Raw genomic sequence first — 14989 nt, 5'->3', positions numbered from 1 at the left:
CCACCGCTCGCTACAACGGGGGCTATTGGGCAAGTCGCGGAACCTGTGGGAGCGGGCTTGCTCGCGAAAGCGGTGTGTCAGGCGACATTAATATTGACTGGGCCGCCATCTTCGCGAGCAAGCCCGCTCCCACATGGATTGCATGTAGGAAGTTCGTGTCGGATTGCTAAACAGATGGTCGTCGCGGAGATCACGGCGAACCGGGTGCTGGATCAAATGGAAGAGTAGTGCAGTCTGCTGTGGTGGAAGGGGTTACTTGCGCTGGGCTGTGCAGCGGTCCCTTTTTTGGGGCCGCTGCGCGACCCAGCGGGAGCAAGCTCCCTCGCCACGGGTTTCTCGGTGTTTGTTGCATCGACCTGCTGGCTGGTTTTTTCTTGGTCGGCGGTGTTGCGGTGGTATTGGCCTGCCCTCAACTGGTAGCCTGAGCGCCCTTGCCTGCATGTCTCTGATGGATCACCGTCGCGCGAAGACGCCTCGATGGTCACTTCATCCCTTTCAATCAAGACAACGGTGACTCTCTTGATCAGCAGCACCTCCGCATTTGCCCGCGATATCGACGGCAAAGCCATTTCTGCCCAGGTTCTCGACGAGGTCCGGGAAGAGGTTCTGACCCTGGCCGGCCAGCAAATCTATCCCGCCCTGGCGGTTCTGTTGGTCGGTGACGACCCGGCCAGCCACGTTTATGTACGCAATAAATTGCTGCGTGCCAAGGAAGTTGGCATCCGCTCCCTTGAATACCGTCTGCCGGAAACCGCCAGCCAGGCCCAGGTCCTGGAACTGATTGCACAACTCAATGCCGATCCGACGGTGAATGGCATCCTGGTGCAACTGCCCTTGCCGGATGCTATCGATGAACAAGCAGTGATTCATGCCATCGACCCGATCAAGGACGTGGATGGTTTTCATCGGGAAAACGTCGGCGGGCTGGTGCAAGGCTTCGAGGTTCTGACCCCGTGCACACCCAGCGGCTGCATGCGCCTGTTGCGCGAGACCTGTGGTGATGACTTGAGCGGCTTGCACGCCGTGGTTATCGGCCGTTCGAACATTGTCGGCAAACCGATGGCGACCTTGCTGTTGCAGGCCAACTGCTCGGTCAGCGTGGTGCACTCACGCAGCGTCGATGCCCCGGCGTTGTGCCGGTTGGCGGATATCGTAGTCGCGGCGGTGGGCCGGCCAGAATTGATCGACGCCAGTTGGCTTAAGCCCGGCGCGGTGGTGATCGATGTCGGCATCAACCGCATCGCCAGCGAGTCCGGCGACCGTCTGGTGGGCGATGTCAATTACGCCAGCGCCCGCACCGTCGCCCGTGCGATCACCCCGGTGCCCGGTGGCGTCGGGCCGATGACCATTGCCTATCTGCTGAAAAACACCCTGATCGCCAGCCACTTGCAACGCACCGCGCTGGCCCGCGGGCAGCAGCCTGTGGACGACCTGGCGTTGAACTGAGCACAACGCACACGGCCCACTTCAAGGTGGGCCGTGTCGGTAATGCCAGTCAGGCGCGGAACCTGTGGGAGCGGGCTTGCCCGCGATGAGGGCGAGTCAGTCGATATCAATGTTGACTGATACACCGCTATCGCGGGCAAGCCCGCTCCCACAGGGATTGTGCTTGACTGACATTGGGCTGTGTCTTGCACATTTTCTGCGATCGGACGTCGAAGACGCGATTACTTCCCGGCGTGCAGCACCTGCGATTGCGGCATCGCCGAAGAGTGGTGGTTGAGAATCTTCCACTGACCGCCCACTTGTTCATAGACGAAGGTGTAACGCGCCTGCACCTGACGGGTCTTGCCATCGGCCTCGGTCAGGAAAAAGGTGTAGACGCCGCTGTCCATCGCCACGTTGGCGCCCAATGGGCGGATCTCACGGTAGTTGATCTGGCCCACCGGCTTGAGCGCCATGAAGTGGTCGAAGTAGTCCTTGATCTGCGCCGGGGTGGTGCGCACCTTATTGGAAACCGTCGGCTGCAGCACGGCGTTCGGCGCGTACAGGTCGACCACGCTTTGAACATTGCCGCTCTTCAACGCGCTATTCCATTGATCAAACAGTGCGGCGATTTCGCGATCCTTCACGTTAGCGGGCTGTTCGGCCACGCTGCTGTAAACGTAAGGCACTGCCTCCAGAGCTTGGGCCAACGGGGCGGTCAGGGCGAACAACAGGGCGATGGTTGAGGTCTTGAGTTTCATTGCACTATTCCAATGGTGGTCGATGGCGACACTGTGCCGCTCGAAACGCCACCCGCCATCGGCCAACCGGAGTCATTTGCCTATGCCATTCGGCAGATAGCGCCCTGCCCCGTTAACACGGTTTAATGACGCCCCTGCCCGAACGGGCATGCCTGCGCCGGAACCCGCCTATGCAAATTCCTGATCATGACCCCGGCAGCGCCCTGGCCATTCGCACCCAGTATCGGCAATCGCAAAGTCGCGCCGCGCGGCTGCGGTTGCTGGTGGATACCGGCCAGGAACTGACGCAACTGGCCCCCGAAGCGATGCGCCAACGCGTGCTGCAACGGGCCTGTGCCTTTCTCGCGATGGACCACGCGCTATTGCTGGAATGGGACGAGGATGCGCAAGTCAGGACCACCGCCAGTCACGGTAGCCGTGATCGTTTAAACAGCCTCGAACACCTCGCCGATACCGCGATGCGCACTGCGCAATGGCAGGAGCAACCGAGCGCGGTCCTGCCCAACGTGCTGCGGGTGCCTTTGCGCGGCGGCGATGGCGCGGCCTTTGGTGCATTGGTGCTGGCCAACAGTGTCAGCATCAGTGCACCGGACACCGAGGACATCGAATCCCTGCAATTGCTCGCCACCCTGCTGGCTGCGCACCTGGAAAACCAGCGTTTGCTGGATGCGCTGGTCGCGCGCGAGCGCACCATGTCCGATCTGGTGCATCGGCTGTTCAGGGCACAGGAAGACGAACGCAAACGCATGGCTTACGACCTGCACGACGGCCTCGCGCAAACCCTCGCCGGGCTGCATCAGCGCCTGCAAGGTTTTGCCGGCCGCTGCCCGCCACTGCCCGACGAACTCGGTGCGGACTTACAGACGATTCTTGCATTGGCCCAGCATTGTGTCGGTGAAGGCAGGCAATTGATCAGCGGCCTGCGCCCGACGGTGCTCGACGACTTTGGCTTGCTGAAGGCAGTCGACAAAGAAGCGGATCGCCTGCGCGACGCCGGGATCAAAGTGAACTGGAGCACGCGTTGCGAAGCACGCTTGCCCAGCCAGGTGGAAATCGCCCTGTTCCGGATTGCCCAGGAAGGCATCAACAATATTCTCAAACATGCCCAGTCCAGTTACGTCGTGCTGGCGCTGGAACTGCACGAAGGGCAAGCCTCGCTGCGGGTGGACGACAACGGCAAAGGCTTTGCCATGGAGCAACGACTCGACACCTGCGGCGCCCGGCACTTGGGGCTCGCGGCGATGCAGGAACGCGCGAGCCTGCTGGGCGGTGATTTCACCTGTGTCAGCCATGCACATGGCGGAACGCAACTGCGCGCCACCGTACCCTCCGACCTCAATGGAACAGCTCAATGACTGAAGTATTACGTCTGGTTCTGGCGGACGATCATGAGGTCACCCGGACCGGCTTCGTCGCGCTGCTGGCGGGCCATCCGCAATTCGAAGTGGTCGGCCAGGCCCGCGATGGCCAGGAAGCGGTAGACGCGTGCGAACGTCTGCTGCCCGACATCGTCATCCTCGACATTCGCATGCCCGTGCTCAACGGGTTGGGCGCGGCGCGGATTCTTCAGCAGCGCCTGCCGACCCTGAAAGTGGTGATCTTCACCATGGACGACAGCCCGGATCACCTGGAAGCGGCGATGAATGCCGGTGCCGTGGGCTACCTGCTCAAAGACGCCAGCCGCGATGAAGTGATCAACGCCCTGCAACGCGTCGCTGCGGGTGAGGAAGCCCTCAACAGCTCCGTCAGCGCCCGTCTGCTACGGCGCATGACCGAACGCAACGCCAGTGGTGCCGCGCCTGCCGAAACCCTGACTGCCCGCGAACGCCAGGTCCTCGGCCTGGTGGCCGGCGGTTTCAGCAATCGTGAAATCGGCGAAGAACTCGGCATCACCACAGGGACGGCCAAAGCCCACGTGGAACGGGTCATCGGTAAACTCGGCGCCGCCGACCGAACTCAAGCCGCTGTCCGTGGCATCGCCCTGGGTCTGGTGACCCAGTCATGAAGGCTTCAAGCGCTCGACGCTGGGCCGATCTGCCGTTACGTGGCAAAGCCCTCGTGGTGATTTCCCTACCGTTGGTGATTCTGTTGCTGTCGCTGGTGCTGATCTATACCACCGAGCGCCAGACCGCACGCGCGGAAGAGGACGTGCGCCGGGTGCTGCTGGTGCAAGGCGATATTCAGGCGGTGCATACACTGCTTGCCGAGGCCGCCGCCAGCGTGCGCGGTTATTTGCTGACTCGCCGCGAGGATTTCCTGCCGGGTTATCGGCAAGCCAAACCCTTGATCGAATCCGCACTGCGACGGCTCGACAGCAACGTTCGCGACGTGCGGGTGCGCAAACATCTGGAGGCGATTACTCCGTTGATAGAGACCAAGGTCGAGGGCCTGGTTGAGCTGCTCGATGATCGCAACGCCACACCCGAGTCGATCACCACCATCCTGATCAACAACAAGCACATCCTCGACGAATTGCGCGAACGCATCAGCGCCATGCGCACCCTTGAAGACACGCTACTGGCCGAGCGCACCGCGGCCGCGGCCTCCACCCGACAGCGGTTGTTGTTCTCCACCCTGCTGGCCGCTGCGTGCGGGTTGTTTGGCGCCATTGTGGCAGTGCTATTCCTGTCCAAGGGCATTGTCGCCCGGGTCAAACAGGTCCAGGGCAACGCACAACGGCTGGCACTCGGTCAGCCATTACTGCCGCAACCGCCGGAGAACGATGAGATCGGTCAATTGGGCACACGTCTGGTCGAAGCCGGCCTGCTGCTGGCCGAACGTGAACGCGCGTTGCGCGACAACGAAGAGCGCCTGCGGCTGATCATCGACGGGGTGAAGGACTACGGTATTTTTGCCCTCGACACACAGGGCTTCGTCACCAGTTGGAATGCCGGCGCCGAACGGATCAAGGGCTACACGGAGCAAGAAATCGTCGGCCAGCATTTTTCGGTGTTTTATCTGTCGCAAGAATGCCCGCAGCATCCCGACATGGCGTTGCGCGAGGCCACTCGCGACGGTCATTACATGGAAGAGGCGTGGCGTTGTCGCAAGGATGGCAGCCGCTTCTGGGCCAGCGTGGTGATTACCGCGCAATACGACAGCAGTGGCGCCCTGCGCGGTTTTTCCAAGATCACCCGCGACATCACCGATCGCCGTGCCGCCGAGATCGCGCTGAGTACCGCGCGGGAAGAAGCCGAACGCGCCAGCCGCGCCAAAAGTGAATTCCTGTCGCGCATGAGCCACGAACTGCGTACCCCGCTCAACTCCATTCTCGGCTTCGCACAACTGCTGGACATGGACTCGCCCAAGGGGCAACGGGCGCAGATCGGTCACATTTTGCGGGCCGGACAACACCTGCTGACCCTGATCAACGAGGTGCTGGACATCGCCAAGATCGAGGCCGGGCGCCTGCCCCTCAACGTTGAAGCCGTGCCCTTGGCGGTGGTGCTGCAAGAAGCCCTGGCGCTGGTTTCCCCGATGGCCTGCGACGCCGGCATTCAGCTGGTTGAACTGCCGATGCTGGCCGCCGACAGCGCAATCGTCGCCGATCGGCAACGCCTGGTTCAGGTGCTGCTCAACTTGTTATCCAACGCGATCAAATACAACCGGCCCGAAGGCAAGGTGCACATTGAAGTCAGGATTATTCAACAGCGAATTGCCGTGGCGGTCTGCGATACCGGCAAGGGCATTGCGGCCGATCGACTGGAGCAATTGTTCAAGCCGTTCGAGCGCCTGGAGACCGATCCGAACGTGGAAGGCACCGGCCTGGGCCTGGCCTTGAGTAAGAGTCTGCTGGAAATGATGAACGGCAGCCTGACCGTCAAAAGCCAGCCCGGTGCAGGTTCCAGTTTCACCCTGGAACTGCCCTTCGTGCGCCTGCAACCAGCCATCAAACCGCTTGCTGCACGCATCAACCATCCAACGGTCACAGCCGCCCTCACCGCTCCCGATTATCAGGGCAAAGTGCTGTGTATCGAAGACAATCTCTCGAGCCTGGCCCTGATTGAAACCCTGCTGCAACGACGACCGCACATCCAGTTACTCTCAAGTATGCAGGGGCAAATGGGTCTGGACTTGGCTCGTCAACACGCGCCGCAACTGATTTTGCTCGACGTGGTGCTGCCGGATTTTGATGGTTTCAATGTTCTGCAACGCTTGCGCCAGTCTTCCATCACCCGTGCCATTCCAGTGCTGATGATCACCGCCGATGCCAGCGACCTCACTCATCTGGCGTTGCTGGAGGCGGGAGCGACGGCGGTGCTGACCAAACCGATTCACATCCCTTCATTCCTCGCCCATCTTGACCAGCATCTACCGGAGCCTGTGTGAACACTGACCTGCGCATTCTGATCATCGACGACCAACGGCCCAACCTCGATTTGATGGAGCAGCTGCTTGTCCGCGAAGGATTGACCAACGTACTGAGCAGCACCCAGCCGCTGCGAACCCTGGACCTGTTCAACAGCTTCGAGCCTGACCTGGTGATTCTCGACCTGCACATGCCGGAGTTCGACGGCTTTGCCGTACTGGAACAACTCAACCGGCGCATCCCGACCGGCGAATACCTGCCGATCCTCGTGCTCACCGCCGACGCCACCCGCGATACCCGCCTGCGCGCGCTGGCCCTGGGCGCCAAAGACTTCATCAGCAAGCCACTGGATGCCCTGGAAACCATGCTGCGCGTCTGGAACCTGCTTGAAACCCGCGCGCTGTATAAAGCCTTGCGCACCCTGGTCCCGGCAGATCAGATCGAGTTGCTGCGCCAGTTAAAGCCGCACCCAGTTAGCTGACTGAAGGGGCGGAATCACTGACGTTTTGCTACTGAATGTCAGGTCACGGGGCTGGCTCGGTATTTTGGCGACCGGCTGCAGAAAGCCCAGCAAGGCTTGCTGGGTGTCATGCCAGGCTGTCGGGTGTTCCATATCGAGGAAGTGCCCGGCGTTCTTGATGGTCTGAAACTGAGCCTGACGGGTATGGGTCGCAAACAGACGGGCATCTTCCACCGACGTGTATTCATCCCAATCACCGTTGATAAACAGCAGCGGGACTTCGATGGCATCGGCACAGGAAACGTAGCAGTGAGTGTCCTGGGTCAGCACCTCATTGACGTGAAAATGCATTTGCCGATATTCGTGCTCGTCCAGGCTGCTGACATGGCGTTCATTGAAACGCTTGAACAGCGACGGCAAGTGCTTGCCGATGGTGCTGTTGATCAAGCGCCCGACATTGCGCCGATCGCACGCCTGAAGAAAATGCCGGCCGCTCTCCAGATAATCGCGCATCGGCGTGTTGATCCGTGCGGCGAATGAACTGATCACTGCCTTTTCGATTCGTTGCGGATGCTGCGCCAGCGCCAGCAAGGTCGCCGCCCCGCCCCAGGAAAAGGACATCACATGCTGTGCGCGAAAGTGCTCGATCAACTCCAACAGGATGGCGGCCTCGTCTTCCTTGCGGATCGGTTGGTCGTGCTGGTTGTGCTGTTTCGATTGACCGGCGTAGGGCTGATCGTAGAGGACTACGTTGAAGCGTGGCCGCAGGTAACGCACCGTTTGGGCAAAAGATGCGGTCGTTGCCAGCGAGCCATTGACCAGAATAATGGTCTTGTCGGCGGTGGCGTTGAGATAATGCTCGGTATAAACCTTGTACTTCTTACCAATCTCGACGATCGCAGTTTTCAGCATCATGTCACTCTCTTCCTTGAACAAATTGGATCAACACACAGCGTGAATGACTATCCGGCTTCCTCCGGGCAAGCCTGACAGCACGAACCAGCGACAACGGTACAAGGGCGCTGAGATGAACGCTATGACCAACAAGTCACAAACCGACCAGTGGCTCACAGTTAAGCAGGGATTCTTCCGTCTGCAAGTACGCAAGCTTGAAAGTTGCGGCCCTGACGCATCGCCAACATCCGCCTATGATTGTTTATTGACCCACCTTCATCAGTTCCAGGGCTCTCGCCCCCTCACGTCAAATGAGGAGTTGAAAGATGTCGCTGACGCTTTACTACCATCCGCTGGCGTCGTTCTGTCACAAAGTACTCATCGCGCTCTACGAAAACGGCACCGAATTCGAGAGAAGAATCATCGATCTCGGGGACGCTGCCGACCGCGCAGAACTTCAGGCATTGTGGCCAATTGGAAAGTTCCCGATTATTCGCGACCATGCTCACCAGCGGAATCTGCCGGAGTCCAGCATCATCATCGAGTACCTGGATCGACGGTATCCAGGCAAACACAGACTGGTTCCAGACGATTGGGATAGCGCGCTGGAGGTCCGGTTATGGGATCGTTTCTTCGACCATTATGTACAAGTGCCGATGCAACAGATTGTCAGTGATCGGCTACACGCGACCAACGGCGATTTGAGCAGAGAGCGATCCACGCTGGAAACCGCGTACGGCATGCTCGATCGCCGGATGGCGTCCAGAATCTGGGTAGCCAACCCGGAGTTCAGCATGGCCGATTGCGCCGCCGCCCCGGCACTTTTCTATGCCAGCACGCTCGTGCCGTTCCCCGATGACCACGGCCATTTGAGCGCCTATTTCGACAGGTTGGTACAGAGACCGTCATTTCAGCGGGTGATCGACGAAGCCAGGCCCTGGTTTTCGTTGTACCCGTTTGCGGATGCCATCGAGCAACGGTTTCTGGCGCCGGATAACACATGAGCGGCTCTGACTGCCTTCGCGCCTGTAGCCAGTCGGACGGGGCTGGAGCGCGAAGGGACAGTTGCCGGTTTGTAAGGGAATGCGCGATCAAAAACGCGGTTTGATCGTCTTCCAGTCCGGCTTGTAACGCTGCATCTGCTTCACGTCATCGCGCTGACGAATGCCGCAGGTCAGGTATTGATCATGCAACTTGCCCAATTGATCGTGATCCAGCTCAAGGCCCAACCCTGGCGCACGGGTGATTTTCACGCAGCCATCGACGATGGGTAGCTTGCCGCCCTTGATCACCTCTTCGTCCGGTTCCTGCCAGGGGTAATGAGTGTCGCAGGCGTAATCAAGGTTGGGCACCGAGGCGGCGACATGCGCCATGGCCATCAGGCTGATGCCCAAGTGCGAATTGGAATGCATGGACACGCCAAGGCCGAAGGTGTCGCACATTTTCGCCAGCGCCTGGGTGTCGCGCAGGCCACCCCAGTAATGATGGTCGGCGAGCACGATCTGCACGCTGTTCAGGGCCACACTGCGGCGGAACTCATCAAAGTCAGTGACCACCATATTGGTCGCCAGCGGCAGACCGGTGCGTTTGTGCAACTCGGCCATGCCGTCGAGGCCCGGTGTCGGGTCTTCGTAATATTGCAGGTCATCGCCCAGCAGTTCTGCCATGCGAATCGAAGTTTCCAGCGACCAGTTGCCGTTCGGGTCGATGCGCAGCGGGTAACCGGGAAAAGCTTTTTTCAGCGCCTTGATGCACGACACTTCGTGCTCCGGCGGCAGTGCGCCGGCCTTGAGTTTGATGCTCTTGAAGCCAAAGGCCTCGATCATGCGCCGGGCTTGGGCGACGATCTGCTCTTCGTTCAGTGCTTCCCCCCAGCTGTCCGGTTTGTACGGTGAATCAATGTGTTGCGCGTACTTGAAGAACAGATAGGCGCTAAATGGCACTTCATCACGAATCGCCCCGCCCAGCAGGTCCACCAGCGGCACATTCAGGGAATGTGCCTGGAGATCGAGAAACGCCACTTCGAACGCCGAATACGCGTTGCTCACCGCTTTGCTGGCGTGAGAGCCGGGCGCCAGTTCCGCACCGGCGATGCTTGGGGTTTTGTTTGCCGCCACGGTGGCCTGCACAATAGCGCGCAACTGGTTGAGGTTGAACGGGTCGAGACCGATCAGCTGACTTTGCAATTGCTGTTGAATCGCCAGCGCCGGGGCATCGCCGTAGCTTTCGCCCAGGCCTATATAGCCGTTGTCGCTCTCGATCTCGATGATCGAACGCAGCGCGAAGGGTTCGTGAATGCCGCTGGCGTTGAGCAGCGGCGGATCACGGAAGGCGATGGGGGTGACGGTAACGCGTTTGATTTTCAAGAGGCAGCTCCCTTTGGCTCGGTATTCAAGGCTTGATGACTGACGGGATTTTTTGGTACAGCGGCGTCGAGCGGTTTAGCGGTGAGCGAACTGCGCGTGTCACCACGCGGTGCAGTGCGGGCAAAAAAGATCACCACGGCCGCCACCAGCGAAGTGCCCGCCAGGCCGTACAAACCGCCTTCGATGGAACCGGTGGTCTGCTCCAGGAAACCGAACGCGGTCGGCGCCACGAAGCCGCCGAGATTGCCGATGGAGTTGATCAGGGCGATCACCGCCGCGGCGATACGCGCGTCCAGATAGCCTTGGGGAATCGGCCAGAACAATGCTGAAGCCGCCTTGAAACCGATGGCCGCAAAACAGATGGCGACGAAGGCGAAGATCGGCCCGCCTGTGGTGGACATGAACATGCCGAACGCGGCAATCACCAGCGTCACGGCCACCCAGGCTTGTTGGTATTTCCATTTGCTGGCCATGGCGGCGAAGCCATACATCGCGAGGATGGAGATGATCCACGGGATCGAGTTGAACAGGCCGACCTGGAAGTCGCCCAGGTTACCCATCTTCTTGATCATGCTGGGCAGCCAGAACGTGGCGCCATAAATCGTCAGGGCGATGGAGAAGTAGATAAAGCAGAACAAGGCAATCTGCCGGTCGGCGAGCAATTTGAACATCGACGGTTTGACTGTCTGCACGGCTTCGCGAGCCTGCTGTTCCAAGGCAATGGCGCTTACCAGTGCGTCCTTCTCTTCGACGCTCAGCCATTTCGCCTCGCGTGGATGGGATTGCAGCCAGAACCAGACAAACCCACAGAGCACGATGGAAGCAAAGCCTTCAATCAGGAACATCCACTGCCAGCCATGCAGGCTGAGACCGCTGACGTGCAGCAGCGCGCCGGACACCGGACCGGAAATCACCGAGGCAATGGCTGAGCCGCTGAGGAAAATCGCCATGGCCTTGCCCCGCTCGGTCGACGGTAGCCATTGGGTGAAGTAATAAATGATACCGGGGAAAAACCCCGCTTCGGCGGCGCCGAGAATGAAGCGCAGCACATAGAAGCTGGTTTCGCCGCGCACGAAGGCCATGGCCATCGCGGCCGCGCCCCAGGTGAACATGATGCGCGTCAGCCAGGCGCGAGCACCGTAGCGTTGCAGCAACATATTGGACGGTACTTCGAAGATGGCGTAACCGATGAAAAACAGCCCGGCGCCCAAGCCATAGGCCGCTGCGCCAATGCCCAGGTCGGTTTCCAGATGGCTGCGCACGAAGCCAATGTTGACCCGGTCGATGTAGTTGACGATGAACATCACCACAAACAGCGGCAGCACATGGCGCTTGACCTTGGCCGCTGCTCGGGCGAGGACGCTAGGGTCCGGCGGACTCTGATGGTTATTCAAGGGGCGACTCCCGTTCATTGTTTTTTTAGGGGAGAAACGATCATGGACGCGCCTATTGATCCCGTCTAATCTAACTTGGCACTCGATTGATACCCGGATTAGATCAATGTTCGAACTGACGCAACTGCGCTGCTTCACCACCGTGGCCACCGAACTCAACTTCCGCCGGGCCGCCGAACGGTTGAACATGACCCAACCACCCCTCAGTCGCCAGATTCAATTGTTGGAGCACCACCTGGGCGTCGAGTTGTTCACCCGCAGCACGCGCAGCGTCGCTTTGACCGCCGCCGGCCGTGCCTTTTTCATCGAGGCGCAGAACCTGCTGGAGCGCGCTCAGCAAGCCGCCGTGACAGCCCGGCGTTTCGCCGAAGGGGACATCGGTACGGTCAACATCAGCTTCGTTGGCAGCGCCGTTTACGAGTTCCTGCCCAAGGTCATCGCTGAAGCGCGGCTCAAACAGCCTCAGGTCAAAATCGATCTGTCGGAGATGAACACCTACCAGCAGCACGAGGCCCTTCGCGCCCGCCGGATCGATCTGGGCATCGTCCGCGCACCGTTGCTCGAGCCGGGCTATGCCACCGAATGCCTGGTGCGTGAACCCTTCGTATTGGCCGTCCCCCACAATCATCGGCTGGCCAGCGCCGAAACCGTGTCCGTCAAAGACCTGGACGCACAACCCTTCCTCATGTACTCCCATGCGGCTTACCCGCCGTTCAACGAACTGCTGACCGGCATGCTCCGCTCGGCCCGCGTCGCCCCGGAATATGTGCAATGGCTCGGCTCGTCCCTGACCATCCTGGCTCTGGTCAACGCCGGAATGGGCCTGGCCCTGGTGCCGCGCTGCGCCACCAGTGTCGTGTTTAAGAACGTGGTGTTTCGCGATATCGATCTGGGGGAAGGCGTGCAGAGTGAACTGCATTTGATCTGGCGCGAGAACAACGACAACCCGGCGTTTGCGATGTTGCTGGAAGGGATTCGAAAGGCTGTGAGAGATGGCTGGGGGTTGTGAGGAACCCCTACAGTTACGCAGCGATCGTCGCGATGACACTTTCATTTCATGATCGCTCCTCTTGTATGATGCGCCGCTTCAAGCGTGAGCCTCAGGCTAAAACTCGCCAAACCCAGGCCCGCAGTCGTCGAGGATTTTTCATGAATAGGCTTTACCGGACCTCCCGCCAGGGAGTGGCCGCCCCGCGGTTCGCGCTCAATCCCCTGAACCTGGGCTTGGGCCTGCTGCTGTCCAGCGCCGTGCCTTCGGTCTGGGCCGCCGCGACCGAACTACCGGCGGTGACCGTTACCGGCGAAGACACCTCCGGTTATCAGGCCGACAGCGCTTCGGTCGGTGGTTTCGAGGCGGCGCCATTGCTTGATACGCCGGCCTCGATTTCGGTGGTCAATGAAGTCTTGATCAAGGATCAGCAGGCCCGCCTGCTCAGCGAAGTACTGCGCAACGATGCTTCGGTGGGTGAAAGCTATGCGCCGGTCGGCTACTACGAAAACTTCGTCGTGCGTGGCTTCTCCCTCAACTCCGCCAGCAGCTACAAGATCAACGGCCGCACCATCACCGGCGAACAGAACGTCGGGCTGGAGAACAAACAGCAAGTGGAGTTGCTCAAGGGTCTTTCCGGCCTGCAAAGCGGCGTCAGCGAGCCCGGCGGGCTGGTCAACTACGTGACCAAGCGGCCTGCCGATGTGCGTTCGGTCACCGTCTCCACCGATGATCGCGGCAGTGGTTACCTGGCCACTGACGTCGGTGGATGGTTCGGCAGTGAGCAGCAGTTCGGCCTGCGCGCCAACCTTGCCCACGAAGACCTCCATTCCTACGTCGAACACACCAATGGCCAGCGCGATTTCGCCTCGCTGGCCTTTGACTGGAACATCAGCCCCGATGCGCTGCTGCAACTGGACGCCGAGTACCAGACCAAGGAACAGCGCTCGGCACCGGGCTATCAACTGCTCGGCGGTTCCAGCCTGCCGCACCACGCCTCGCCGAAGAAGCTGCTGGCACACCAGAGCGGTTCGAAGCCGGTCACCACTGATGCGCTGAACCTCAATGGCAACTTCGAATACCGCTTCAGCGACCAGTGGAAAGGCAGCTTCAGCGCCTCGCGCAGCCGCGTGGTGATCGATGACTACAGCTCGTTCGCCTGGGGCTGCTACGGCTCCGCCAGTTGCGCCAGCGCTGCAGTGCCAAATTACTTCAGCCCCGAGGGCGACTACGACATTTACGATTTCCGCAGCCCCGACGATACCCGCCGCAACGATGAGGTGCAGGCAGCCCTTAGCGGCCGCTTCGAAACCGGCGGTCTGGGTCACGAACTGAGCGTGGGGACTAGCGCGTTCCGCCGCGTGGTGGACAAACGCGATGCCATCAACCAGATGATCGGCAGTGCCAACATCAACAGCGAGCCGGCTGATTTTGCCCGCTACGAAGGGCCGCTCAACGACTCCTTCCGACGCCTGGACAGCCGCCAATACGGGCTGTTCTTCAATGACCGAATCAGTTTCAACGAGCAATGGCAGGCAGTGCTTGGCGGGCGCGAAGTGCGCCTGGATGAAGAGACCTTCGACAGCCAGGGCGACACCACCCGGCACACTCAACGCTATGAGTTCCTGCCCCAGGCCGCGCTGATCTACAAGCCGGTGCAAAACCTGTCGCTGTACACCCGCTACAGCAAGGGCTTGTCCTTGGGCGGAGAAGCGGCGTGGTTCACCACCAATGCCTATGAAATTCTCGCACCCACCGTATCGCGACAAATCGAGGCCGGTATCAAATACGACTGGCAGCGCATCAGTCTGGCCGCGGCGCTGTTCCAGATTCGCCAGGCCTACCAGTACTCGCGACCGAATGACGATGGCACGTTCACGTTCACCCAACAGGGCGAACAGAAGAACACCGGGCTGGAACTCTCGGCCAATGGCTGGGCCACGCAACGCATGCAGATTTCCGCCAGTATCGCGGCGATCCGCGCGCGAGTCACCGACAGCGGCACGCCAGCTTATGAGGGCCACCAGGCAATCAACGTACCGACCCTGCGCGCCAACCTCTATGGCGACTATGCCCTTCCCTGGTTCGACGGCCTGGCGCTGCTCGGGGGAATGCAGTACAGCGCCAGCAAGTACGCCAACCGCCAAGGTGAAGTGCAGACCGGTGCCTACACCATCTTCAACATCGGCAGCCGCTACAGCACGCGCATCGACGGTTACGACACCGTGTTCCGCCTGACCGTGGACAACCTGTTCGATAAACGCTACTGGCGTGACGCCGGTGAATATATGGGCGATGGCTACCTGTTCCAGGGCGCTCCACTAACCGCCCGGCTGAGCGCTTCGATCAACTTCTGATTGTGCGCGCCGATTGTTTCCGTTGAGGAGTCCCA

The 14989-nt window shown here is 60.2% G+C and carries 12 protein-coding genes; 8 read left to right on the top strand and 4 right to left on the bottom strand.

Going from position 1 to position 14989, the window contains the following annotated elements; genetic code table 11:
- The first annotated feature begins 477 nt into the window (after positions 1–477).
- Positions 478–1446, top strand: coding sequence for a bifunctional 5,10-methylenetetrahydrofolate dehydrogenase/5,10-methenyltetrahydrofolate cyclohydrolase (locus AB4O41_RS01190; protein ID WP_460145848.1), 969 nt, complete (start codon positions 478–480; stop codon positions 1444–1446).
- A gap of 221 nt (positions 1447–1667) precedes the next feature.
- Here AB4O41_RS01190 and AB4O41_RS01185 read toward each other — a convergent pair whose 3' ends face one another.
- On the bottom strand, positions 1668–2186 hold the full coding sequence (locus AB4O41_RS01185; protein ID WP_460145847.1) for an SgcJ/EcaC family oxidoreductase: 519 nt from the start codon (positions 2184–2186) through the stop codon (positions 1668–1670).
- A gap of 170 nt (positions 2187–2356) precedes the next feature.
- Here AB4O41_RS01185 and AB4O41_RS01180 point away from each other — a divergent pair, with 170 nt between their 5' ends.
- The 4 genes from AB4O41_RS01180 to AB4O41_RS01165 are packed head-to-tail and all read left to right on the top strand — an operon-like array spanning position 2357 to position 6976.
- The gene (locus AB4O41_RS01180; RefSeq protein ID WP_460145846.1) at positions 2357–3541 is read left to right on the top strand and encodes a sensor histidine kinase; all 1185 of its coding nucleotides are present in this window, start codon (positions 2357–2359) and stop codon (positions 3539–3541) included.
- Positions 3538–4191, top strand: coding sequence for a response regulator (locus tag AB4O41_RS01175; RefSeq protein WP_460145845.1), 654 nt, complete (start codon positions 3538–3540; stop codon positions 4189–4191). The genes AB4O41_RS01180 and AB4O41_RS01175 overlap by 4 nt, the downstream gene beginning before the upstream one ends.
- Positions 4188–6515 carry an ATP-binding protein gene (locus tag AB4O41_RS01170; RefSeq protein ID WP_460145844.1) on the top strand — a complete coding sequence of 776 codons (2328 nt, stop codon included), beginning with the start codon at positions 4188–4190 and terminating at the stop codon, positions 6513–6515. The genes AB4O41_RS01175 and AB4O41_RS01170 overlap by 4 nt, the downstream gene beginning before the upstream one ends.
- The gene (locus AB4O41_RS01165) at positions 6512–6976 is read left to right on the top strand and encodes a response regulator (protein ID WP_007901111.1); all 465 of its coding nucleotides are present in this window, start codon (positions 6512–6514) and stop codon (positions 6974–6976) included. Before AB4O41_RS01170 ends, AB4O41_RS01165 begins: the two co-directional genes overlap by 4 nt.
- Here the strand turns inward: AB4O41_RS01165 and AB4O41_RS01160 are convergent.
- The gene (locus AB4O41_RS01160; RefSeq protein ID WP_460145843.1) at positions 6953–7870 is read right to left on the bottom strand and encodes an alpha/beta fold hydrolase; all 918 of its coding nucleotides are present in this window, start codon (positions 7868–7870) and stop codon (positions 6953–6955) included. The two genes, AB4O41_RS01165 and AB4O41_RS01160, sit on opposite strands and share 24 nt — an antisense overlap.
- Before the next feature lie 305 nt (positions 7871–8175).
- Between AB4O41_RS01160 and AB4O41_RS01155 the strand changes: the two genes are divergently transcribed.
- Complete coding sequence (locus AB4O41_RS01155) at positions 8176–8853, top strand: glutathione S-transferase family protein (protein WP_460145842.1); 678 nt, start codon at positions 8176–8178, stop codon at positions 8851–8853.
- Between the two features lie 87 nt (positions 8854–8940).
- Here AB4O41_RS01155 and AB4O41_RS01150 read toward each other — a convergent pair whose 3' ends face one another.
- Positions 8941–10215 carry a glucarate dehydratase family protein gene (locus AB4O41_RS01150; protein WP_460145841.1) on the bottom strand — a complete coding sequence of 425 codons (1275 nt, stop codon included), beginning with the start codon at positions 10213–10215 and terminating at the stop codon, positions 8941–8943.
- Positions 10212–11609, bottom strand: a complete 1398-nt coding sequence (locus AB4O41_RS01145) for an MFS transporter (protein WP_460145840.1) — start codon at positions 11607–11609, stop codon at positions 10212–10214. Before AB4O41_RS01145 ends, AB4O41_RS01150 begins: the two co-directional genes overlap by 4 nt.
- A 106-nt stretch (positions 11610–11715) precedes the next feature.
- Here AB4O41_RS01145 and AB4O41_RS01140 point away from each other — a divergent pair, with 106 nt between their 5' ends.
- Together AB4O41_RS01140 and AB4O41_RS01135 are read left to right on the top strand one after the other, a co-directional pair.
- Positions 11716–12618, top strand: a complete 903-nt coding sequence (locus AB4O41_RS01140) for a LysR family transcriptional regulator (protein WP_367375507.1) — start codon at positions 11716–11718, stop codon at positions 12616–12618.
- A gap of 140 nt (positions 12619–12758) precedes the next feature.
- Complete coding sequence (locus tag AB4O41_RS01135) at positions 12759–14954, top strand: TonB-dependent siderophore receptor (protein WP_460145839.1); 2196 nt, start codon at positions 12759–12761, stop codon at positions 14952–14954.
- Positions 14955–14989 lie beyond the last annotated feature (35 nt).

The organism is Pseudomonas sp. S2_A02 (assembly GCF_054668495.1).
This window is presented reverse-complemented; position numbering and strand designations above follow the sequence as displayed.